Source organism: Streptococcus sp. Marseille-Q4154 (genome assembly GCF_916700545.1).
GTDB lineage: Bacteria > Bacillota > Bacilli > Lactobacillales > Streptococcaceae > Streptococcus > Streptococcus infantis_I.
Genome location: NZ_CAKAKN010000001.1, coordinates 149,583 through 171,870, shown reverse-complemented (window position 1 = coordinate 171,870; position 22,288 = coordinate 149,583). Strand labels below are relative to the sequence as shown.

Below are 22,288 nucleotides of genomic sequence, written 5' to 3'. Positions count from 1 at the left end.
AACCGAGTTTACTTCCTCTCTTTTAAAGTCCTAAATAAGATTCTACTGCTGCCTGCATATCTGCCGCTGCAACAGTTGTCTTGTGACGAACTGGAGCTGTTTCAAGGCCATCAACTGCTGGTGGCACTGCCACTCCTGAAATTTCGTGCAACTGAGCCAAAGCTTCAAAGTCGGTCAAGCCTGATTTCCCTGTTACAGCTTCTACTGCAACTACTGGGAATTTATATGGACTAGCTGTTGAAGCAATCACGGTCTTAGCCATATCGCCTGTAGCTGCTTGGTATTTTTTATATACGGCCGAAGCAACTGCTGTATGAGGATCCTCAATATAAGCATCTGACTCATAAACACGCTTGATTTCTGCTGCTGTTTCTGCTTCAGTCGCATACTCTGCTGCAAAAAGGTCAAGAATCTCTGCATCAAAATCTGTCAATTCATACTGACCTTGAGTGTTCAAAGCATTCATGAGTTCAGCTGTCTTAACCGCATCATTTCCTAAAAGATGGAAAATCAAACGCTCCAAGTTTGAAGATACTAAGATATCCATAGATGGACTAGTAGTCACCTTAAACTCACGCTTCTTGTCATAAACACGAGTTTTAAAGAAATCTGTCAAGACATTGTTGTCATTTGAAGCACAGATTAACTTGCCAACTGGTAGGCCGATTTGTTTGGCGTAAAAGGCTGCTAAGATATTTCCAAAGTTTCCTGTCGGTACGGTGAAGTTAACTTTATCACCAGCCTTAATTTCGCCAGTTTTAACAAGCTGAGCGTAGGCATAAACATAATAGACAATCTGAGGGACCAAACGACCAATATTCATAGAGTTAGCTGATGAGAACTGGAGCTTGTTGGCTGCCAATTTCTCACGAAGAGCCACATCATTGAACATATGTTTCACGTTTGTCTGAGCATCGTCAAAGTTTCCATCGATGGCGATAACATGAGTATTGTCCCCAGTTTGAGTGGTCATTTGCAACTCTTGTACCTTGCTGACACCATCTTTTGGATAAAAGACGATAATTTCAGTTCCTGGGACATCCGCAAATCCTGCCATAGCAGCTTTCCCAGTATCTCCAGATGTTGCTGTCAAGATGACAATCTTGTTTTCCAAACCGTGTTTCTTAGCAGCTGTTGTCATAAAGTAGGGCAAGATAGACAAGGCCATATCCTTGAAGGCAATGGTTGAACCGTGGAAAAGTTCCAAGTTATATTGACCATCAAGTTTGACAAGAGGGGCAATAGCTGGTGTATCAAATTTGCTGTCATAGGCATTGGTGATACAATAGTCCAACTCTTCTGCTGTAAAGTCATCCAAGAAGGCTGACAAGACAAGTTTAGCCACTTCTTGGTAGGAAGCGTCTTTCAATGTGTCAAAATCCAAGTCCACCTTTGGATAGCTTACTGGAGTGAACAAGCCTCCATCTGTTGCCAAACCTTGCAAAATCGCTTGGCTGGCTGTTACTGTATTGTTCGCATCACGCGTTGATTGATAAACTAATGTCATAAATCTCTATCCTTTATCTATAGTCTCATTCATTATAACATGATTTTTCAGAAAATTCTTCCGTTATAAGAAAATTATACGTCCAATTCTTCTTTCAAAGCTTCTAAATAAGTCGTTTCACTCTGACCTCTCATCTTAAGTCCTTGCTCTGCTATCGCTAGCAAGTCTTTGGAGAACTGGACAATCCCAGCTGTTTCTTCATCTGTGAGGTGTTTTTTAGAAAATTGTCTTCTCAAAGACTTGTAGTCACGACCAAAATTTCCAAAGAAAGGAGCTGATTCTAGGTAAGCTTCAAGCTTGTCAAGATTCACCAACAAACCTAGATGAAAGGCTGCTGAAGCAAAGGTTCGGCCTAGCGGCTGTGTACAAACACTCCGAAATTCGACCGTTCCTCTAGTTGTTAAATCTTGGAATTGGTAGCTACGGTGCGTTTGGAAATCCTTTTCTAGAGGAACAAGAAAAGTTTCTTTCCCATTTAGAGTATAAGCATGAATATCGTCAATAGCTAGGTAATCTCTAGCTTGAATCGGAGAAAAATAATAGGTTTCTCCATCTCGTTCTGCTGTGAAAATCGCAGAATGGTCTAAATAATCAAAGAAATCATCTTCATCTTTAAAGAGTCTGGTATTGACACCAACATTCTCTGGATAAATCCCATGCATGGAGTCTTCCCAAAAAATATCTCGTGAAATCTGGGTGTCCCAGTCTGCTCCAGAAAACTCAGAATTGGCAAACAGGTAAGCTTTGGCTCCCTCTATCTGTGTGAAAGCATTGATGACACGTAGGTAGTTATCGGTCGAAACATCCAACTGGACTTGACTCCCGCAGATGAAGGCTCCGTATTGTGGAAAGTCATGTAAATGCGCACTTTCTTGGTGACTCCCCATACTCAGATAATCCATCAGCATCTGATAGCGTGGATAAGCGACAGGTCGATTGTCATTTTGATTCCAGTTTGGATGAATCCCCAAACCCTGGATAGCATGATTCTTTTCGCCTAGCTTTTCTTGGATTACCTTCATATAGGCCTGAAAACGTCCTTCAACCTCTTGGATATTCTGAGCCCTACCAAAGGCAAATTCCAAGGTCGTGTAGGAAACCTCAAACAAAATCCGATCCTGACTCACAGGTTCTATAAGTTGAATCGGATTGCCCTCCTGGTCCTCCTTTTCAACTTTCAGACTGAGAGCATCCACCAAAAAGCGCAACAAATCCTTGCTGACTTCAATATCTGTAGGTTGGCCTTTCGTATGAACAATAGGAAACTCCAACTCAATACCGATGTAGAGATCTGGATTTTCTTTGATATTTTTTAAATAGCGGTCTTTTAATAACTGAATTGAAGGGGACATACATACCTCTCACTCTAACTTCTTATACTAGAAAATAAATTACTCTCTATTATACCAAAAACTCCTAGAGATGAATCTTAGAAAATCTGTTTGTAAGCTCACTCCCTATATTTGAGACCAAATAAGTTCCTCTTTATATGAAATTTTCCATGAATACGTTAGATATTATTGTGCAAATTTCACAGTATCGTCAACCAGTTAAGCGATTTCATATATTTTTACATAAATCTCCTTGCATTATATTAAATATCGTGATATAATTCACATATAGACAAAAAAGAGGGCAGTTCAAATTTGACTTCACTTGAATCACGATTTAAGGCAAGCCCCTTTTCCTCTGCACCTCAACTACTAACCAAGGAGGATAGCTATGAAAGCTGTTGTTGTAAATCCAGAAAGCACTGGTGTTGCTATTGAAGAAAAAGTGCTCCGTCCGCTCGAAAATGGCGAAGCACTTGTTGAAGTTGAGTACTGTGGTGTTTGCCATACAGACCTCCACGTTGCCCATGGTGACTTTGGAAAAGTTCCAGGACGTGTTCTCGGTCACGAAGGGATCGGTATCGTAAAAGAAATCGCTCCTGATGTTAAGAGTCTAAAAGTTGGTGACCGTGTCAGCGTAGCTTGGTTCTTTGAAGGCTGTGGCATGTGTGAATATTGTACAACCGGACGCGAAACCCTTTGCCGTACAGTAAAAAATGCTGGCTACTCAGTTGATGGTGGTATGGCAGAACAATGTATCGTAACTGCAGATTATGCTGTTAAGGTTCCAGAAGGTCTCGATCCAGCCCAAGCTTCTTCAATCACTTGTGCCGGTGTTACTACCTACAAGGCTATCAAAGAAGCAAAAGTTGAGCCAGGCCAATGGGTTGTACTCTATGGTGCTGGAGGACTTGGTAACTTAGCTGTTCAATACGCTAAAAAAGTATTCAACGCTCACGTTATAGCAGTAGATATTAACAACGATAAACTTGCTCTAGCTAAAGAAGTCGGTGCTGATATCGTGATTAATGGTCTTGAAGTCGAAGATGTTCCAGGCCTTATCAAAGAAAAAACAAACGGTGGTGCTCACTCAGCTGTCGTAACAGCTGTATCAAAAGTTGCCTTCAACCAAGCAGTTGACTCTGTTCGTGCAGGTGGTCGTGTAGTAGCTGTCGGACTCCCTTCAGAAATGATGGATCTAAGTATCGTTAAAACAGTTCTTGACGGTATTCAGGTCATCGGTTCCCTTGTTGGTACACGTAAAGATTTGGAAGAAGCTTTCCAATTTGGTGCTGAAGGTCTCGTGGTTCCAGTTGTTCAAAAACGGCCCGTCGAAGATGCCATTGCTGTCTTTGATGAAATGGCTGCTGGCACCATCCAAGGTCGCATGGTTCTAGACTTTACTCATTAAGATAGATAATAAATTCCAAAACGAGGTAGGGACAAAAGACCCCACCTCGTTTTTTAGCAATAAAATTTTGACATAGCAATTTATTGAACTTAAAGTTCTTTTTTTTAACGCTCAAGAACACTATTGACAAAACGTCATTTTACTATCCACATTCTTTAAGCATCCAATGGTTGAAGTATAGGGGGCTAGAAATAAGATACCGATTTGGTTCGTCGATTTCTGTACTAGGACTTTTTTATATTAAATTTTTTTACTATTCTCTAGATAAAACCACTAGATGTTGATATATCAACATCTCTAAAACAGCCTTCTCCCTCCACTTTTTAGGATTTATTATAAGTAGTTGATTTTTTGCTGAAAACGGTTTATACTTAAAGAGTCTTAAAGTTTTCTTAAACTACAAGCCAAACATTTTATAAGGAGGAATGACAATAATGAGTATCGGAATCATTATTGCGAGCCACGGTGAATTTGCCGCGGGTATTCATCAGTCAGGATCTATGATCTTTGGTGAACAAGAAAAGGTTCAAGTTGTAACCTTTATGCCAAACGAAGGTCCAGATGACTTATACGCAAAATTCAACAATGCTGTGGCTGCATTTGACGCAGAAGATGAGGTTCTAGTATTGGCTGACCTTTGGAGTGGTTCTCCATTTAACCAAGCTAGCCGCGTAATGGGAGAAAATCCTGAGCGTAAATTTGCCATCATCACAGGACTTAACTTGCCGATGTTAATCCAAGCCTACACCGAACGCCTGATGGACGCTAATGCCGGAGTGGCTAAAGTTGCTGCAAACATCATTAAAGAAGCCAAAGATGGCATCAAGGCCCTTCCAGAAGAGCTAAACCCAGCTGAGGAAGTTGCAACTGCTGCAGCTGCTCCTGTAGCCCAAGCTGCTATTCCAGAAGGAACTGTAATCGGAGACGGTAAATTGAAAATCAATCTTGCTCGTCTTGACACACGTCTTCTTCACGGGCAAGTCGCAACTGCTTGGACACCAGATTCAAAAGCAGACCGTATCATCGTTGCTTCAGATAACGTTGCTAAAGATGACCTTCGTAAAGAATTGATCAAACAAGCAGCTCCAAACGGAGTGAAGGCTAACGTTGTTCCAATCCAAAAATTGATTGAGGTTGCAAAAGACCCTCGTTTTGGTAACACACACGCCCTTATCTTGTTTGAAACACCACAAGATGCTCTTCGAGCTATCGAAGGTGGTGTACCAATCAAGACTCTTAACGTTGGATCAATGGCTCACTCAACTGGTAAAACAATGGTCAACAACGTATTGTCAATGGACAAAGACGACGTTGCTACATTTGAAAAAATGCGTGACCTTGGTGTTGAATTTGACGTACGTAAAGTACCAAACGACACTAAAAAAGATTTGTTTGACTTGATTAGCAAAGCTAACGTTCAATAATTAACATTAAATAGAAAAGGAATAAAACCATGTCAGATATTTCAATCATTTCTGCTATCTTGGTTGTAGTTGTTGCCTTCTTCGCAGGTCTTGAAGGTATCCTCGACCAATTCCAATTCCATCAACCAATCGTAGCATGTACCCTTATCGGGCTTGTAACTGGTAACCTCGAAGCTGGGGTTATGCTTGGTGGATCACTTCAAATGATCGCTCTTGGTTGGGCAAACATCGGAGCTGCTGTAGCTCCTGACGCTGCTCTTGCTTCTGTTGCTGCTGCAATCATCATGATTAAAGGTGGTAACTTTACTACTGAAGGTATCGCAGTCGCAACTGCAACTGCAATCCCTCTTGCCGTAGCTGGACTTTTCTTGACTATGATTGTTCGTACAATCTCAGTTGGTTTGGTTCACACTGCTGACGCTGCTGCTAAAGAAGGAAACATTGCAGCTGTTGAACGTGCTCACTACTTTGCCCTTGTTCTTCAAGGTCTACGTATTGCAATCCCTGCTGCCTTCCTTATCGCTATCCCTGCTTCTGCTGTTCAAGATGCTCTTAAATTGATGCCAGACTGGTTGAACGGTGGTATGGCTGTCGGTGGTGCCATGGTCGTTGCCGTTGGTTACGCTTTGGTTATCAACATGATGGCTACTCGTGAAGTATGGCCATTCTTCGCTATCGGTTTTGCTCTTGCAGCAATCTCTCAATTGACTTTGATTGCCCTTGGTGTCATCGGTGTTGCCCTTGCCTTCATCTACCTCAACCTTTCTAAACAAGGTGGAAACGGTGGCGGAGGAGCTGCAACTTCTAACGATCCAATCGGTGATATCCTAGAAGACTACTAGAAAGGGGAACAATCATGGCTGAAAAAATTCAATTATCAAAATCAGATCGCCAAAAAGTTTGGTGGCGTTCACAATTCCTTCAAGGTTCTTGGAACTACGAACGTATGCAAAACTTGGGTTGGGCTTACTCTTTGATCCCAGCTATCAAGAAACTTTACACTAAAAAAGAAGACCAAGCAGCTGCTCTTGAGCGTCACCTTGAATTCTTCAACACTCACCCATACGTAGCTGCTCCAATCATGGGGGTTACTCTTGCACTTGAAGAAGAACGCGCTAACGGTACTGAAATCGATGACGCTGCTATCCAAGGTGTTAAGATCGGTATGATGGGACCTCTTGCCGGTATCGGTGACCCAGTCTTCTGGTTTACAGTTCGTCCGATCCTTGGTGCCCTTGGTGCTTCACTTGCTGCAACTGGTAACATCGTTGGACCACTTCTCTTCTTCTTTGGATGGAATGCAATCCGTATGTCTTTCCTTTGGTATACACAAGAGTTTGGTTACAAGGCTGGATCTGAAATCACTAAAGACATGTCAGGTGGTATCTTGAAAGACATCACTAAAGGAGCTTCTATCCTTGGTATGTTTATCCTTGCCGTTCTTGTACAACGTTGGGTATCCATCAACTTCACTATCAACCTTCCAGGTAAACAATTATCAGAAGGTGCCTACATCAACTTCCCAGAAGGTCCTGTTACAGGTGGAGAATTGAAGGGTATTCTTGGTCAAGCACTTAGTGGCATGAGCTTGGATAGCGTTCAACCACAAACGCTTCAAGGTCAGTTGAACTCATTGATTCCAGGATTGATGGGACTTCTCCTTACTTTCCTTTGCATGTGGTTGCTTAAGAAAAAAGTATCTCCAATCACAATCATCCTTGCCCTCTTTGCAGTTGGTATCGCAGCTCGTTTCTTCGGTATTATGTAATCTCGGTGAGAACATACAAACAAAAAAGAATCAGGTTTATCACCTGATTCTTTTGGCTCTTTGTCAAATAGTGTTGATGAAGAACCTAATGAAAAAAGAATCCAACAAAAATTGGACTACCTGTCTCCGGTTGAATACCGAAGACGGTAGCCCTAGGGTGTTTTTATTAAATTCTCACTTTTTGGGGTCAGTCCCTAAGCCTGATAGTAGTTTCTTGTTCATACTATTCCCCTTTAGTCATTTACTACTTTGAGTCCTAAACTATTGGCAGCCTCTTCTGCCTTTGATCCCTTAGGTGTATGGATTTCTACATTCTTATTTGAATTTTCTGGGAAGTAAAATAAGTCTGTTATTTCAATTACACTTTCAGGTATTGTGATCGATTTGATTGATGGTGTGTCTGAAAATACCAATTGACCAATTGATTTTGTTCCTTCTGGAAATACAACAGACTCTAGAGAACTTGCTCCTAAAAATGCGTGATCATCAACAGTTTCTAATGATGTTCCTAAATAAATGTACTTCAATGCTTTATCTTGACCAAAAGATGACTCTCCAACATATCTTACTGTATCTGGTAAGACGATTGCTTCACATTTTTCAAGATTTGCCATACCACGCTGTGCAATCGCTATAACAGGTTTACCATTAATGGTTTTTGGTACACGAACAACCTTGTCGTCAGAAGTACAACTATAGATTGCGTATCCTTCTTGCCACTCTTCATATGTGAAGTACTTTTCATCTGTATCCGGGAAGTCTTTGAAGTTCTTCTCTGTTACTTCAGAGTTATTTGTTGTGGTATTTTTTGTTTCTATTGTAGAAGTACTTGTTGTGGTATTTTGTTTTGACTCCTTAGGTCCGCATCCTACTAAACCTGATAAGAGTACTGCTGCACATAAGCCTGATAATAGTTTCTTGTTCATTATTTCTCCTCCTAATATTTTATGAATATATTAATACCTATATGTTATAAGATGTAGATATTCTTGCTAATATCAAATATTTCTATTTAATCTTCCTATAAATATACGCATGTTAATATATTAATATCTTTAAGTATTTATAACTATAGTTCCTTAATTTTCCCAGTAAAAAACGAAAGGCACCACAAGTTATTTATATGTTTTCTTTAAACGATTCATGTACTTCTGTCGCAACTTCTCGCCCGTCTTTAATTGCGGTTGCGATAGATTGAGGACCTAAATATGCATCACCTGTTATTATTTATTTCTATTGTATTCTGATGTTGACCGAAAGTCAAATTTTTACCTTTCATCTAGAACACTAAAGTCTACTTTTGTTCAATTGCTGCAACGACAAGATCACATGGAATAATATGTTCACTACCTGCCACTTCATGCGTTAATCTTCTTCCACTTTCATCTGATTCACCAAGTTCCATTGTAATAACCTTTACACCAGTTACTTTCCCACTCTCATCACGCAATACTTCTTTAATATTCTCTAAGAAATGGAATGTAACACCTTCATTGTGTGCATCTTTGATTTGTAGTATAGCTTCTAGTATATTGTTCATATGGTCATCATCCTTTTGTTTTAGGTTTAGGCGCTTTTAATATAATGGATGTTGGCCTTTTTGTATACACTAAAATAGGGTTGGTGGAAAATTTCCATCAACCCTAAAAATTATAGAACCACACAAAACCCTGACCAGAGATGGTCAGGGTTTTGTATTTCAAAAATTATTCTGTAAATTCTATAGTTACTTTTACTTCAGAATCCATTGAAGAAAATATTGTTTTATAATAATTGATTGCAGATTCTTTAATTTCACTCTTAAATTTATCTAAATACTCTGCTTGTTTATCACTAGAAAGTTGGTTTGTGACCAATTTCCCAGTATCAACATCTTCTGTAGTCCCACTTAATAACTCTCCATGACTATCATATAAATCATAAGGATCATCTTTTGAAAGTTCAACACCAATTACTTCCAATTTTGGAACAATAACCTTATATTCTTTTTCGCTTATTTGTTCAACCTTTACACTACTTTTAATTCCAAATTTAGCGTTATAATTTAAAATTACTAATGCTGCTTTTTTAGAGAACGGCACATCAAACCCAAAAACTTGAGTTGTTTTTGTTTCAGAAATAATTTCATTAATTCCCGCATTCAAAAATACAACTTCATTCACTTTTTCAATACTTTCGATATTAATTGACGATTTGACTTCTGATTTATGTTCCTTAGGTAAGAAAAATAGCACTCCAATAGCTATAATAGCTATTAATACCAGATTCAATAGAACACTAAACTTATTAAATTTCTTCTTTAATATAGACAAGATAAAAAAACCTCACTTTAAATAATCTATCTAAATTTTACACATTCTAAAGAAAACAGTCAATATTTTTTCGTACTATCTTCTAAAATTAATTGTGCCTATTAAAAATGAAATTAGTTTGTTGCATTTGATTATATTTTTTGAACACCAAATCCATTTAAAATTGAGTGCTATTTTGAGCACTAAAAAAGGGCTCTTTGTCAAATAGTGTTGATGAAGAAATTTAGGAAGGGATTAAGCAACTAATTGTTGCTTAATTCCTTTTTGTTTTGGGCCAAACATTTTTGTTATTAAAATAATCCTATTTCTAAAATAGTAATAGTTTCTAAAGCCGTAGGCATTTCTTTTAAGCACTTTTATTTTATTGTTTATTCCTTCAATAGGGCCTTTTGTTCTAGTTGGATACTCACAAGTATTTTGAATATATGGCAAGTAAGTCATAAGAGTCTTTAATACTCTTTTTAAACCAGGAGATAGGTCTAATTGCGTAGCTGCTTCAATCGTTTCCTTGAATTCTATATAATCTCTATCCTGTATACATTCACGAGGTGAATGTACAACCTCATAATCATTTTTTAGAGATGGATTGTTTTCTAAGATATAATCTACGATTCCTTTACTTGTTATGAAGCTTTCAAAAAGCTTATAACGATTATATTTATAGTTCTGAAGTTCATTAGGGTTCTTTAAAATTAACTTCCAATAATGTTTTAACTTTCGATATAATTTAGGATTTTTATAACGATGCTGATTCATGATACGTACCCGAGTTCGATTTAGTTCTCTATTCAAGGCTTGTACAATGTGAAAAGGATCAATGATAATTTTTGCGTTAAGAAACATTTCTTTTATTAATTGAATGTATGGCAAGTACATATCGATGGAGATAGTTTTCACCTTTAATCTAGTCTTAGGCTCAAAACGATAAAAATATTGTTTCAAACTGTAAGATTTTCTATCTCGTACAACATCGACCAACTTGTGTGTAGTGCTATCACAAATAATGAAGCTCATATTACTATCGGAAGATTTAACAGATTTAAATTCATCAAAACACAAATGCTCGGGTAAATCATGTAATGGTTTAATCGTTAATAATCGTGCTGTATCATCTATGATACGTCTAACGGTATGAATTGAAACATTTGTTTCTTTGGCAATATATGTTTCAGATACTGTTTCACTTATTTTTGCCTTAATTTCATTTTTTAATCGTTTCGAGATATGACAGTATTTTTCTACAATTCGACTAGTATCTGCAGTAAATGAAGAACCACATTCTCTACAGAGAAATCTCTGATTTCGTAGATTTAAGTAGGCTGGAAGGCCTGAAACAGAACAGAGAGTGATACGAGAAGTTTTCGTCCCGTTTTTAACTATATTGTTATTTTGGCTAACGCACCCACAAACGGCACAAAATTCTGGTTTATGCGTATATGTAGCTGAATAAAATAAAGATTTTCTATTTTTTAATATCTTCTCTTGAACATTATTATCCCAAATAATGTTTTTATCTTTGATTTGTAGTGTAGCTTCTAGTATATTGTTCATATGGTCATCATTCTTTTGTTTTAGGTTTAGGCGCTTTTAATATAATGGATGTTGGCCTTTTTGTATACACTAAAATAGGGTTGGTGGAAAATTTCCACCAACCCTAAAAATTATAGAAACATTCTTTTTATATCTCATTTATTCTGCCAAGGCACCCATTGGATCCCATGGTGCAAGGACGATTGGTTCTGCTTCATAAGCAGCTCGTTCTTCTGCTGTCAGTAATTCTTTACGGACAACGATTTGGTAAGTATATTCGTCCATCCAAGCATCTGAAGCAACAAAGTAACCATCTGTTCCGACCTTGTCTCCCCATGAGTTTTCAACTTTCCACTTAGTTGATTTACCATTTTCATCCAAATCAACACCAGTCAAGACCATAGCGTGAGTCATCAAGCTTTCGCTGTAGTCCAAACGTCCTGCCTTGTCTTGAGTGAGTTGGATATCCATGCTTGATTCAAAATCATAGACATCTGTCGCAAGGATTCCTGCTTTACGGTTGCTGAGCTGGCCAACATCTGAACCAAACCAAACAGTTTCTCCTGTTTGCATTTGGGCAATGGCCAATTCTTTCAAGCGTTCCATCGGTACGTTGATGTAGCGAACTGCACGGCTTCCAACGACATTTCCCAACATCTCAACTGTGTAAGATTTACCGTAAGGTTTATCAGCAGTTGGAGCATTGATCACAGAAACATAGTCTTCTAGTGGAAGGTCGACATATTTCTTGTAAAACTCTTGTGGCGTGATGCCTTTTTCGCTTTGGTAGTTGTTATCCTTATCGCGATAAGCAAAGTCAAATTGACGTGGTGGGAGACCTAGTGACATGGCAAGGAAATTAAAGATTTCTTGCAAGAGGTCTTCTTTCTTGGCTTGAACAGTCGCTTGGTCTGCGCCAGAAGCCAAGAGGTCACGTAAGATTTGAGCATCTTGACGAAGCAATTTATTAAGGATTGCATTGAGCTCACGGCTGCTACTAGATGAAACAGACTCTGGATAAACAGACTTAGGTACGACACCGTATTTCTCAAAGAGAGAAACTACCATATCCCACTGACCACCATCTTGTTGTGGAGTTTGAAGCAGGAAACTAACCTTGCGGCTTGTCAATTCTTGGTCAGCTGTCGCAATGACTTGCTCCAAGAACCAGTTAGATTTTTCATACTTGTCCCAGAAGAAGGTGTGGGCTTGTGACAATTCAAAGTTTTCAAGTTTGTATTGAGAGATGAGTTTGTGGCGGAAAGTATTAAGGGCCGCAAACATCCAGCAACGACCAGATGCTTTCTGGTTAGTGACCTTGTCCTTAGTCAAGTCAAGTGAGAAAACAGGTGTGTTGTCTACATGGCTTTGACGACGCTCAAGGGCTGCAAAAATTCCATTGTGACTGGCAGCATTTTCGATAGCTTGGTATTTTACATTTGCTTCATAGTTAGCAAATAATTTATCTGTAAATGATTCTTGAATCGCGTTCATAAAATCCTCCTTTTTTCTTACTGTCTATTATAACTCTTTTCACAAAGGAAGCAACCAAAAACTGAAAAAGGCAGGGACATTTCCCCTACCTTTTCCTATTATCCAGTTTATTGAACACTTTTAAGCAAGCCTTCTAGCTCTTCCTTGCTTAAACGACGCCATTCTCCACTTTTCAAATCCTCATCCAAGGTCAAAGTTCCCATGGTTAAACGTTGCAAGTCCACAACTTCTTTACCACAGTAGGCCACCATCCGTTTGACCTGGTGGAATTTCCCTTCTGCAATGGTCACTCGGACCAGGCTTTCTTCCTTTTCCGTATCAATAGACACAAGCTCCAGCTTGGCAGGCTGACAGGTAAAGTCCTTGAGTGGAATTCCCTTGGCAAATGTCTCAACATCTGTATCTGTCATGATTCCCTTAACCTGCGCAAGATAGGTTTTATCCACATGGCGTTTAGGTGAAAGAAGGGCATGAGCCAGTTTGCCATCATTGGTCAAGAGCAAGAGTCCATGCGTATCGATATCCAAGCGCCCTACTGGGAAAACTTCCTTGGCACGTGCATAGTCATCCAACAAATCCAAAACTGTCTTGTGTTTAGGATCTTCAGTCGCTGAGATAACGCCCTGGGGCTTGTTCATCATATAGTAAACAAACTCCTCGTAGTCTAGTTTTTCCCCATCAAAACAGATCTCGTCTGTCTCTTCATCAATTTGTAGCTTGGCAGATTTTTCTTTCTTGCCATTGACCGTCACGCGCCCTGACTTGAGAAAGTTTTTGACTTCCGTCCGACTCCCGACAGCACAGGCAACTAAAAATTTATCTAATCTCATAGGGCTATTATATCACAAAAAGAGAGCGGTTTTCGCTCTCTTTTTCTCGGATTATCTATCTCCAATTTATTTTTTAATCATGCTTTCTATCCCTTTGAAAAGAATTTCTGAAATAGCTTCTGGATAACCTTCATAGCCATTCTGTTCTGAAAGAGCATCGATGATATTTCTAATTTGACCGTCTAAGATAATGGTTACTGCAGGAACCAGTTCATCTGACCCCTCTTTTTTAAACATCTCTTGCATAATTGACACTTTGTTACTCATGTTTACTCCAATCTTTTTTAAAAATTTTATTCGTAGTACTCCACGAGACCTTCCTATATCCTTACACCTTCCACAACCAATCATATGGAAGATTTTCACTAGTTAAGTTTTTTAATAACTTTATTCCGTCTATGTACATTATTGACTACACAAATGTAGAGAATGAACAAAAGAACAGAATAAATCAGCAATCCTAAAAACTTTGCATAGACCAGATAACTGATCACGGAAACCATCAAACTGATACTACTAATACAAATAAATAAAAAAGCAAGACTTCCATTTTTCTTAGCTATTTCTAAGAACTCTGAGTACTCAATATCTGTAAACAATGCAGGATATAAGTCCAAGTCTTTGTCATAATAGTCAACTACAAGTTTTCCTATGAGCAAGGAAAGACAGGAACATAGAATGACGCTAGAATATTTGATAGTAGGGATATCAAAAATGGTTAAACCATTCAGCAATCGAATAATGGGGAGAGATAGCAAAGTGAGTCCAAGAGTGTAGTAATGGTAATTCTTAGAGGTTCTTTCGAGAATTGAAAAGTAAAGTCTCTTTTCTTTTAAGTCATAATAGACTATTTTGTTTTGATACAATCCTAGATTAACTAGTTTCCTATTGTTTTTCATTCTTTTAGTCATTGTTCAACATCTCTTTCTCAAACCACTGGACTTCAATTTACTCTAATCTCAGAAAATCTCTAGCTCACTTCTTATACTAGAGAAATCTTTCCCCTTTGTCAACATTTCGCCGGTGTTTGCCCTTTATTAGAAACCATTCTCACATCGAGTTCGCAACAAAAAAAGCCGCCTGATTGGGCGACTTAATTTTTTTATAGGGAGATTATTATGAAAAAGTTTTAGGAGTATAAGTTAAGTTCTTCTTAACTTATGAGATAAGTATACAGCTCCTATCTTAAAGTTTCCTTAAGTATTTTTAACTGTGAGATTTTCCCATTTTACTTGCCAGTTTTTCTTAGATAAACGCTGTTGATAAAGCTTCATCCGGTCGTCATTTTCTAAAAAATGGGGAGTTGGAGAAACCTGAAAGTTCAAAATATCCTCTAAACCATAAGGAGCAAAGAGCTCTAAAGTTGCGTCAGCATGCAAGCGAAGTCCTATCGCCGTACAACGTTCGGGATATTTACTCATAGCGTCACAGGAATTCACATACGGTTCCGTATGGGGACTATGCTGATGCATGTAGGCTTGATTTTTCAACTCCCACAGATACTGGGGGAAGTCCTCTCTCAACTTGTTTTCTATTGCCAGCGTTTCTTCATAACTCACCTCTGGGTCAAAGAAAATGACGTCCACATCCGTTTCACGGTCAAAAGCTGGTTTCTCTGACAAAAGATTCCAGATAAAATTTCGAACCGAACCAGCTGCTAACCAGGAATCTTTCAACTCCAAGTCACGAATGATAGTCAGAATAGCCATCATATCAGGATTTTCTCTGAAAGAGTCTAAAATATCAGCCTTATTTTTCAATGTATTCATACCCCAAATGCTCATAGGCCTTGGCTGTCGCGACCCGTCCTGAACGAGTTCGCATGATAAATCCTTTCTGGATCAGGTAAGGTTCGTACATATCCTCAACCGTCTCACGCTCTTCAGCGATATTAACCGAAAGAGTTCCTAGACCGACAGGACCCCCACCGTACATCTCAATCATGGTGCGAAGGATTTTCTGGTCTACATAGTCCAAACCTTCATGGTCTACATCCAGCATAGTCAAGGCCTTATCCGTAATCACATCATCAATCAAGCCATCGCCCATAATCTGCGCAAAATCACGCACGCGCTTGAGGAGACGATTGGCGATACGAGGAGTTCCACGACTGCGTAAAGCTAACTCGGAAGCCGCCTCATGAGTGATTTCCATCTCAAAGATATCTGCCGTCCGCTCGACAATCTCTGTCAAGTCAGCATGTTCGTAATATTCCATGTGACCTGTAATCCCAAAACGGGCACGAAGAGGATTGGACAGCATCCCAGCTCGTGTCGTTGCCCCAATCAAGGTAAAAGGTGGCAAATCTAGATGGACACTACGGCTAGCTTCTCCTGCACCAATCATGATGTCAATGTAGAAGTCTTCCATGGCACTGTAAAGGACCTCTTCTACCGACATGGGCAAGCGATGAATCTCATCAATAAAAAGAACATCTCCTGGCTCCAAGTCATTCAAAATCGCTACCAAATCACCTGCTTTTTCGATGACAGGACCAGACGTCTGCTTAAGATTGACTCCCAATTCATTGGCAATGACAAAAGCCATGGTTGTTTTCCCGAGACCTGGAGGGCCAAACAAAAGAACATGATCTAGCGCCTCATCACGCATTTTTGCTGCCTCGATAAAGATTTGAAGCTGATCCTTGACCTTGTCTTGTCCGATATATTCACGTAAATATTGGGGACGGAGGGTACGCTCTACCAACTCCTCATCACCCATGATTTCATTATCTAAAATTCTACTCATGTTCCTATTATAGCAAAAATCCAGCCTACAAACAAAAAAGCCACCTGATTTGGTGGCTTCTTTAGGGAGATTATTATGAAAAAGAAAAGTTTAGGATTTCTATTAAATAAAGTTAGGAGGTCTTTACTTAATGATTACATGATACAGTAGAAGACTTAAAGTTAGCTTAACCTATAAATTTTATTTTTTTGCTAGAGATTTTAACTACTACCAGCCAAAGCAGAAAAGTTAGGAGGCAGATACTCACCACTATTAAGTATGTTTCTTCCTTTGTTAAAAGGTTCTGCCAATTAAGCCGGATTCCTAATTTTTCTTGAAACTCTTCTAATAAGCTACTATTCCCCATAAATGTAGTTTCTAATTGCTCCTTCATTAAGACCTGTCTATAGAGAGAAGCAAGATAGGTAGCCGGTGTGCACTTCATGAGAACTTTAGCGAAGTTAGGAAGAATTCCCATTGGTACATAAGTTCCCACTAAAAATCCTGAAGCTGTACCTACAATTGTAGCCAATTTACCCAGACTATCTACTGACTGGAAATGATAAATCAAGAGTACATTTACCAATGTTGAAAGGAGACTACTTAGCAGCATGATTAAACTAATTTCAAATAGCTTACTCATAGCTGGAATTTCTTGAAAATAAAGGCTCATAACAACAAGCATAAAGGCTTGCATAACAAAGGAAATGATAAGGCTACTAATAAGATAAGACAGTTGCAAGCCCCAGCTCCCTAAATCTGTCAAAAAGAGATCCTGATCCACTTGATTTTCACGATCTTGTACCATCTGGGTCAAAGCTGTAAAACTGGTTGTAATCCCAGTCACAGCCAATGTTCCACCCATCAGCCAGTTATTTAAAAGGCTCTTATTATCAGGAAGTTGAGACCAGGCATCCATCAGATTTTTCTGCAAAAAAATGATATAGAGTAGAAAGGAAATCAAAGCTCCCAGTAATGAGAAAAAGACTCCTGAACGATTACGAAAATACAACAAAAAATCACGTTTTAACAAAGCTAACATTAGCGCACCTCTCTTCCTGTAAGGGCTATGAAGGCATCATCCATAGTTCCTGGACGAAATTCAAAGCTAGCAATCTTCTCACGAACTTGGGTCAAATAATCAATAGCTTCCAATTGGCTCTTAGGATAAAGACTATACTCAAACTCATTTTCCTTTTCCACAGGCATATTTTTAGGTAAGAATTTCTCCACCTGCTTGTCTTTAAAACAAATTTTTAAAAGATTGGAAGCGTACTCACTTTTAATTTCAGCAGCAGAACCTTGGGCAATAACCTTTCCATGATCTATAATATAAAGTTGATCTGCCTCATCTGCTTCATCCAGATAATGAGTCGTTAAGATAATAGTCATCCCTTCATCTCTTTGTAGACGATACAATAAATCCCAAATGGATTTGCGAGTCTGAATATCTAGTCCAGTCGTAGGCTCATCTAGAAATAAAATATCGGGATTGGCTAGGAGAGCCCGAGCAATGTCAACTCGACGTTTCTGTCCTCCTGATAAAGTTCCATAAAGTTGTTTCTGAAAAGCAGTCAACCCTAGTTGATTGATTAAATCTTCCACACGACCACCTTTAATCCCCTTATACTGCTGAGCGCGAATGGCTAGGTTTTCTTTGACCGTCAACTTTTCATCCAATACACTTGCTTGAAAAACAACTCCAATCCGAGTATTGGGCGCATAGATGATTTGACCATTAGTTGCTCTTTTAAGTCCGATTAACATTGAAATCGTGGTCGATTTGCCAGCCCCATTAGGTCCTAAGATTGCGTTAAAACTTCCTTTTTTAAACTCTAAATTTATATCTTTTACTGCTGTATAGTCTCCATAGTTCTTAGTGAGGCCTTTTACTTGTAAAATCATATTTCCTTCCTCCTTTTTACACCTTCAGTTTAACAAAAAGGAAAAAGAAAAAATATAGTTTGGTGCTATGTGGTCGAAATGGATGATTATGTGGTCAATTCTACCTTAAAACTTCTGCATTTGAACATAAAAAAAGCCACCTGATTTGGTGGCTTCTTTAGGGAGATTATTATGAAAAAGAAAAGTTTAGGATTTCTATTAAATAAAGTTAGGAGGTCTTTACTTAATGATTACATGATACATGAGTAAACTTAAAGTTAACTTAAGATAAAAGAATTATTTAAATTTTTTTCGATCCACCCAAATCATTCCTGTACAATCATAAGTAGATAAGGTTTCAAACCCCAGAGAACGGTAAAAACCCAAGTTTTTTTCTGTCTGTTCAGTCGCTAGTTGTATTTGGTAGGCATCCTTATAGTCAGCTAAGGCTTCTTTCATCAAATTACTACCAATTCCTTGGCGCTGATAGCTAGGCAAAACAATCAAATCCTGGACAAAAACGGATGAAAAACCGTCTCCAACCAGACGCATTAAACCAACGATTTCCTCACCATCACGCGCAAGATAAGTCGTTAGCGAATGAGACAAGGCCTGCTCCAACATCTGTGGCTGATTGGTATAGTTTGTCCAACCAACTGCCTGATAGAGATGTAAAACGTCATCAATTGAAACAGAGGATTCTTTTGTAAATTTTATCATAGTAGAACCTTTCTAACATTGCCTAAGCGATTTTATCTGCTGCCCATTTTTATCAAAGTTTTTAGGAGCCAACCATGTTTCCAAACGAGCTTTGACTTGTGGCCAGTCCTTATCGATCATGGACAACCAATCCGTATCTCTGGTGCGACCTTTATAGATAACAGCTTGGCGGAAGGTGCCTTCATAGACAAAGCCCAAACGTTCTGCTGCTTTTCTAGATTGAAGATTGAGGGCGTCGCACTTCCACTCATAGCGTCGATAGTTGAGTTCTTCAAAGACATAACGGGCTAGCAAACAGTGAGCTTCTGTTCCCATCCTGGTCTGTTTGAGAGCCGGAGAAAAAGTCACCGAGCCAACTTCAATGGTGCGATTGGCTTGGTCAATACGCATGAGCGAAAAAGTACCCAGTGCTTTACCAGTCGCTTTATCGATAATCGCGTAGTAAAAGCGATCCTTTTGCTCAATCATCTGCTTTAAAGCTACCATTAACTCTTCTAGATTAGCCACAGGTGGTTGAAAAAGGTAGATCCACATCTCACGAGGACTATCTGGGCCATAGACAGCTAATAAATCCTCTGCATGCTTTTCCACCGATAGAGCTTCTATAGTCGTATATCGCCCTTCTATCCGTATAAGTGAAGGCAAAACTCCAGGTGTATCATCTACAGATTCACCAATCATCTGACCGTATTCATTTACTGGCATAACTTTCTCCTTGTCTCACACTTATAAGTTTAAAGATGTGAATAGTATATCACATCTCACAGGTAATCTACAAAAAATCCTCCAGATTCTACTCTGAAGGACTTTTAAATTTATTTCGTTACGATATTTACAAGCTTATTAGGTACACTAATTACTTTCACGATTTCTTTACCTTCGATCTCTGCTTTGACTTTTTCGTCAGAGAGAGCAACTTCTTGCAATTCCTCGCGTGACAGGTCTTTAGCGACCATGAGTTTGGCGCGGACTTTTCCTTTGATTTGGACTACGATTTCAATTTCATCTTCAACCAATTTGCTTTCGTCCCATGTTGGCCAAGCTACATAAGAGATAGACTCGCCTGTTGCTGCCACTGTTTGCCAGAGTTCTTCAGCCAAGTGAGGAGCAAATGGAGCAATCAATTGGATAAAGCCTTTAGCGTAATCCACATAGAGTTTGTCTTCCTTGTTCGCTGCGTTGACAAAGACCATGAGTTGGGCAATGGCTGTGTTGAATTTCATGGACTCGATTTGCTCTGTGACAGCTTTAACAGTTTCGTTGTAAACCTTGTCTAGAGCACCATTGTTTTCTGCAACGATTTCTTTACTTGTGATCAAACGGTAAACACGATCAAGGAATTTACGACTTCCTTCCAAGCCTTCTTCTGACCAAGCGATCGAAGCATCGAGTGGCCCCATGAACATTTCATAGACACGAAGGGTATCAGCACCGTATTGTTCCACCACATCGTCTGGGTTTACCACGTTCTTGAGGGATTTCGACATCTTGGCTGGCGCTTGTTCCAACTCTTCGCCTGTTTCCACATGGAAGAAGGAACCGTCACGTTTTTCAACTTTATCAGTCGCTACAAGAGCACCACGGTGGTCACGGTAGCTTGTTCCCAAAATCATTCCTTGGTTAAAGAGTTTTTGGAATGGTTCTTTGGTTGGAACAACACCGATATCATAGAGGAATTTATGCCAGAAACGAGCGTAAAGCAAGTGGAGCACAGCGTGTTCTGCACCACCCACGTAGATATCGACTGGCAACCATTGTTTGAGTAGATCCTCATCAGCCAATTTTTCTGTGTTATGTGGATCGATATAGCGGAGGTAGTACCAGCTTGAACCTGCCCATTGTGGCATGGTATTGGTTTCGCGACGACCTTTGACGCCATCTTCGCGGGTTACTTCCAGCCAGTCTGTCAAGTTGGCTAGTGGGCTTTCCCCAGTACCTGAAGGGCGGATGTCCTTGGTGACTGGCAAGACAAGTGGGAGTTCATTTTCTGGAACGGCTGTTGAAGTTCCATCTTCCCAATGAATGATTGGGATTGGTTCACCCCAGTAACGTTGACGGCTAAAGAGCCAGTCGCGGAGACGGTAGGTCACCTTCTCTTGGCCGCAACCTTTTTCTTCCAGCCAAGCCACGATTTTAGCAATCGCTTCTTCTTTGTTAAGACCGTTCAAGAAGTCTGAGTTGACGTGAAGGCCATCTTCTGTGTAGGCAGCTTCTGCTACGTTTCCACCTTCCAGTACTTCTACGATTGGAAGTCCAAACTGTTTGGCAAATTCCCAGTCACGTTGGTCGTGGGCAGGTACAGCCATAACAGCACCTGTACCATAGCTAGACAAAACGTAGTCGGCAATCCAGATTGGAATTTCTTTGCCGTTTACAGGGTTGATCGCATAAGCACCAGTCCAAACCCCTGTTTTTTCCTTGGCAAGGTCTGTACGAGCCAAGTCTGATTTCAAGCTAGCTTGGTGTTTGTAATCTGCTACGGCTTCAGCTTGTTCCGCACTTACGATGGCATCTACTAGTTCATGCTCAGGCGCCAAAACAGTGAAGGTCGCACCAAAAAGAGTATCAGGACGTGTCGTAAAGACGGTGAATTCCTTGTCAGTCCCTTTCACTTTGAAGGTGACATTGGCACCAGTTGATTTACCAATCCAGTTGCGTTGCATGTCCTTGATAGACTCTGGCCAGTCCAGATCATCCAAGTCATTGAGCAAGCGCTCTGCATAGGCAGTGATTTTGAGCATCCATTGGCGCATTGGTTTGCGGACAACTGGATAGCCACCACGCTCAGATGTTCCATCTGGAAGAACTTCTTCGTTGGCGATAGCTGTCCCTAGTTCCTCAACCCAGTTTACTGGCACTTCCGCTTCATAAGCTAAGCCTTTTTCGTAAAGCTTTGTAAAAATCCACTGAGTCCACTTGTAGTAGTTTGGATCCGTTGTGTTGACTTCACGGTCCCAGTCGTAAGAGAAACCAAGGGCGTTGATTTGGCGTTTGAAGTTGGCAATGTTTTCCGCTGTGAATTCCGCTGGGTCATTCCCTGTATCCATAGCATATTGCTCTGCAGGCAAACCAAAAGCATCCCAGCCCATTGGGTGAAGGACGTTGTAGCCTTGGGCACGTTTGAAACGGCTAAGGATATCTGTCGCTGTGTATCCTTCTGGGTGTCCTACGTGAAGACCTGCTCCAGATGGATAAGGGAACATGTCCAATGCATAAAACTTAGGTTTTGAGGCATCTGTTCCTGTCTTAAAAGTATGATGGTCAGCCCAGTGTTTCTGCCACTTAGGCTCGATTTCTTTGTGATTGTAAAAACTCATGCTGTCTCTCCAATTTTCGTGATGTTCCTATTA

Annotated in this window: 21 protein-coding genes; 5 read left to right on the top strand and 16 right to left on the bottom strand. The window is 39.7% G+C overall.

The annotated features are described in order from the left end of the window. Positions 1-22 precede the first annotated feature (22 nt). Together thrC and LG369_RS00820 are read right to left on the bottom strand one after the other, a co-directional pair. On the bottom strand, positions 23-1,507 hold the full coding sequence (gene thrC, locus LG369_RS00825) for a threonine synthase (RefSeq protein ID WP_074324499.1): 1,485 nt from the start codon (positions 1,505-1,507) through the stop codon (positions 23-25). A 74-nt stretch (positions 1,508-1,581) separates the two neighbouring features. After that, on the bottom strand, positions 1,582-2,859 hold the full coding sequence (locus tag LG369_RS00820; protein ID WP_074324498.1) for a glutamate-cysteine ligase family protein: 1,278 nt from the start codon (positions 2,857-2,859) through the stop codon (positions 1,582-1,584). A gap of 370 nt (positions 2,860-3,229) precedes the next feature. Between LG369_RS00820 and adhP the strand changes: the two genes are divergently transcribed. The 5 genes from adhP (at position 3,230) to LG369_RS08530 (ending at position 7,591) form a co-directional block, all read left to right on the top strand. Continuing rightward, positions 3,230-4,249 (top strand): alcohol dehydrogenase AdhP, encoded by a 1,020-nt coding sequence (gene adhP, locus LG369_RS00815; RefSeq protein ID WP_070678633.1) that lies wholly within the window; start codon positions 3,230-3,232, stop codon positions 4,247-4,249. Between the two features lie 434 nt (positions 4,250-4,683). After that, positions 4,684-5,673, top strand: a complete 990-nt coding sequence (locus LG369_RS00810; RefSeq protein ID WP_070678630.1) for a PTS sugar transporter subunit IIB — start codon at positions 4,684-4,686, stop codon at positions 5,671-5,673. Positions 5,674-5,702: 29 nt separating this feature from the next. Next, entirely contained in the window at positions 5,703-6,515 is an 813-nt protein-coding gene (locus LG369_RS00805; protein WP_004250648.1) for a PTS mannose/fructose/sorbose transporter subunit IIC, read from the top strand. A 14-nt stretch (positions 6,516-6,529) separates the two neighbouring features. Further along, complete coding sequence (locus LG369_RS00800; RefSeq protein ID WP_070678627.1) at positions 6,530-7,441, top strand: PTS system mannose/fructose/sorbose family transporter subunit IID; 912 nt, start codon at positions 6,530-6,532, stop codon at positions 7,439-7,441. Between the two features lie 60 nt (positions 7,442-7,501). Then, positions 7,502-7,591, top strand: a complete 90-nt coding sequence (locus LG369_RS08530; protein WP_367400507.1) for an IS3 family transposase — start codon at positions 7,502-7,504, stop codon at positions 7,589-7,591. An 83-nt stretch (positions 7,592-7,674) separates the two neighbouring features. Here the strand turns inward: LG369_RS08530 and LG369_RS00795 are convergent, their stop codons facing one another. From LG369_RS00795 to leuS, 14 genes are all read right to left on the bottom strand, one after another. Then, on the bottom strand, positions 7,675-8,367 hold the full coding sequence (locus LG369_RS00795) for a leucine-rich repeat domain-containing protein (RefSeq protein ID WP_004250645.1): 693 nt from the start codon (positions 8,365-8,367) through the stop codon (positions 7,675-7,677). Positions 8,368-8,735: 368 nt separating this feature from the next. After that, entirely contained in the window at positions 8,736-8,981 is a 246-nt protein-coding gene (locus tag LG369_RS00790; protein WP_004250643.1) for a hypothetical protein, read from the bottom strand. Positions 8,982-9,147: 166 nt separating this feature from the next. Further along, a complete protein-coding gene (locus tag LG369_RS00785; protein WP_004250641.1) occupies positions 9,148-9,753 on the bottom strand; it encodes a DUF4230 domain-containing protein in 606 nt (201 codons plus the stop codon). A gap of 234 nt (positions 9,754-9,987) precedes the next feature. Further along, positions 9,988-11,304 carry an ISL3 family transposase gene (locus LG369_RS00780; RefSeq protein WP_004250640.1) on the bottom strand — a complete coding sequence of 439 codons (1,317 nt, stop codon included), beginning with the start codon at positions 11,302-11,304 and terminating at the stop codon, positions 9,988-9,990. 138 nt (positions 11,305-11,442) lie between these two features. After that, positions 11,443-12,777, bottom strand: coding sequence for an aminopeptidase C (pepC, locus tag LG369_RS00775; protein ID WP_006152794.1), 1,335 nt, complete (start codon positions 12,775-12,777; stop codon positions 11,443-11,445). A gap of 107 nt (positions 12,778-12,884) precedes the next feature. Next, entirely contained in the window at positions 12,885-13,607 is a 723-nt protein-coding gene (locus LG369_RS00770; RefSeq protein ID WP_225749952.1) for a pseudouridine synthase, read from the bottom strand. A 66-nt stretch (positions 13,608-13,673) separates the two neighbouring features. Next, positions 13,674-13,874: a hypothetical protein gene (locus LG369_RS00765; RefSeq protein ID WP_006153032.1), complete on the bottom strand. Its 201-nt coding sequence runs from the start codon at positions 13,872-13,874 to the stop codon at positions 13,674-13,676. Positions 13,875-14,803: 929 nt separating this feature from the next. Then, complete coding sequence (locus LG369_RS00760; protein WP_225749951.1) at positions 14,804-15,376, bottom strand: nucleotidyltransferase family protein; 573 nt, start codon at positions 15,374-15,376, stop codon at positions 14,804-14,806. Then, positions 15,357-16,355, bottom strand: coding sequence for a Holliday junction branch migration DNA helicase RuvB (ruvB, locus tag LG369_RS00755; protein WP_004250631.1), 999 nt, complete (start codon positions 16,353-16,355; stop codon positions 15,357-15,359). The genes LG369_RS00760 and ruvB overlap by 20 nt, the downstream gene beginning before the upstream one ends. Before the next feature lie 166 nt (positions 16,356-16,521). After that, positions 16,522-17,376: an ABC transporter permease gene (locus tag LG369_RS00750; protein ID WP_004250630.1), complete on the bottom strand. Its 855-nt coding sequence runs from the start codon at positions 17,374-17,376 to the stop codon at positions 16,522-16,524. Continuing rightward, positions 17,376-18,239 carry an ABC transporter ATP-binding protein gene (locus LG369_RS00745; RefSeq protein WP_004250628.1) on the bottom strand — a complete coding sequence of 288 codons (864 nt, stop codon included), beginning with the start codon at positions 18,237-18,239 and terminating at the stop codon, positions 17,376-17,378. The genes LG369_RS00750 and LG369_RS00745 overlap by 1 nt, the downstream gene beginning before the upstream one ends. A gap of 276 nt (positions 18,240-18,515) precedes the next feature. Further along, positions 18,516-18,938 (bottom strand): GNAT family N-acetyltransferase, encoded by a 423-nt coding sequence (locus tag LG369_RS00740; protein WP_004250626.1) that lies wholly within the window; start codon positions 18,936-18,938, stop codon positions 18,516-18,518. Positions 18,939-18,950: 12 nt separating this feature from the next. After that, a complete protein-coding gene (locus LG369_RS00735; RefSeq protein WP_074324496.1) occupies positions 18,951-19,643 on the bottom strand; it encodes a GNAT family N-acetyltransferase in 693 nt (230 codons plus the stop codon). 110 nt (positions 19,644-19,753) lie between these two features. Further along, on the bottom strand, positions 19,754-22,255 hold the full coding sequence (gene leuS, locus LG369_RS00730; protein WP_225749950.1) for a leucine--tRNA ligase: 2,502 nt from the start codon (positions 22,253-22,255) through the stop codon (positions 19,754-19,756). Between the last annotated feature and the right edge of the window lie 33 nt (positions 22,256-22,288).

Bases quoted from the DNA above. Each gene is read 5' to 3' on its own strand.
- LG369_RS00760 (WP_225749951.1), bottom strand. From the start codon at position 15,376: ATGAATACATTGAAAAATAAGGCTGATATTTTAGACTCTTTCAGAGAA.
- LG369_RS00795 (WP_004250645.1), bottom strand. From the start codon at position 8,367: ATGAACAAGAAACTATTATCAGGCTTATGTGCAGCAGTACTCTTATCA.
- LG369_RS00745 (WP_004250628.1), bottom strand. From the start codon at position 18,239: ATGATTTTACAAGTAAAAGGCCTCACTAAGAACTATGGAGACTATACA.
- thrC (WP_074324499.1), bottom strand. From the start codon at position 1,507: ATGACATTAGTTTATCAATCAACGCGTGATGCGAACAATACAGTAACA.
- ruvB (WP_004250631.1), bottom strand. From the start codon at position 16,355: ATGAGTAGAATTTTAGATAATGAAATCATGGGTGATGAGGAGTTGGTA.
- LG369_RS00770 (WP_225749952.1), bottom strand. From the start codon at position 13,607: ATGAGATTAGATAAATTTTTAGTTGCCTGTGCTGTCGGGAGTCGGACG.
- LG369_RS00820 (WP_074324498.1), bottom strand. From the start codon at position 2,859: ATGTCCCCTTCAATTCAGTTATTAAAAGACCGCTATTTAAAAAATATC.
- LG369_RS00765 (WP_006153032.1), bottom strand. From the start codon at position 13,874: ATGAGTAACAAAGTGTCAATTATGCAAGAGATGTTTAAAAAAGAGGGG.
- adhP (WP_070678633.1), top strand. From the start codon at position 3,230: ATGAAAGCTGTTGTTGTAAATCCAGAAAGCACTGGTGTTGCTATTGAA.
- LG369_RS00790 (WP_004250643.1), bottom strand. From the start codon at position 8,981: ATGAACAATATACTAGAAGCTATACTACAAATCAAAGATGCACACAAT.
- LG369_RS00800 (WP_070678627.1), top strand. From the start codon at position 6,530: ATGGCTGAAAAAATTCAATTATCAAAATCAGATCGCCAAAAAGTTTGG.
- pepC (WP_006152794.1), bottom strand. From the start codon at position 12,777: ATGAACGCGATTCAAGAATCATTTACAGATAAATTATTTGCTAACTAT.
- LG369_RS00735 (WP_074324496.1), bottom strand. From the start codon at position 19,643: ATGCCAGTAAATGAATACGGTCAGATGATTGGTGAATCTGTAGATGAT.
- LG369_RS00740 (WP_004250626.1), bottom strand. From the start codon at position 18,938: ATGATAAAATTTACAAAAGAATCCTCTGTTTCAATTGATGACGTTTTA.
- leuS (WP_225749950.1), bottom strand. From the start codon at position 22,255: ATGAGTTTTTACAATCACAAAGAAATCGAGCCTAAGTGGCAGAAACAC.
- LG369_RS00750 (WP_004250630.1), bottom strand. From the start codon at position 17,376: ATGTTAGCTTTGTTAAAACGTGATTTTTTGTTGTATTTTCGTAATCGT.
- LG369_RS00805 (WP_004250648.1), top strand. From the start codon at position 5,703: ATGTCAGATATTTCAATCATTTCTGCTATCTTGGTTGTAGTTGTTGCC.
- LG369_RS00810 (WP_070678630.1), top strand. From the start codon at position 4,684: ATGAGTATCGGAATCATTATTGCGAGCCACGGTGAATTTGCCGCGGGT.
- LG369_RS00780 (WP_004250640.1), bottom strand. From the start codon at position 11,304: ATGAACAATATACTAGAAGCTACACTACAAATCAAAGATAAAAACATT.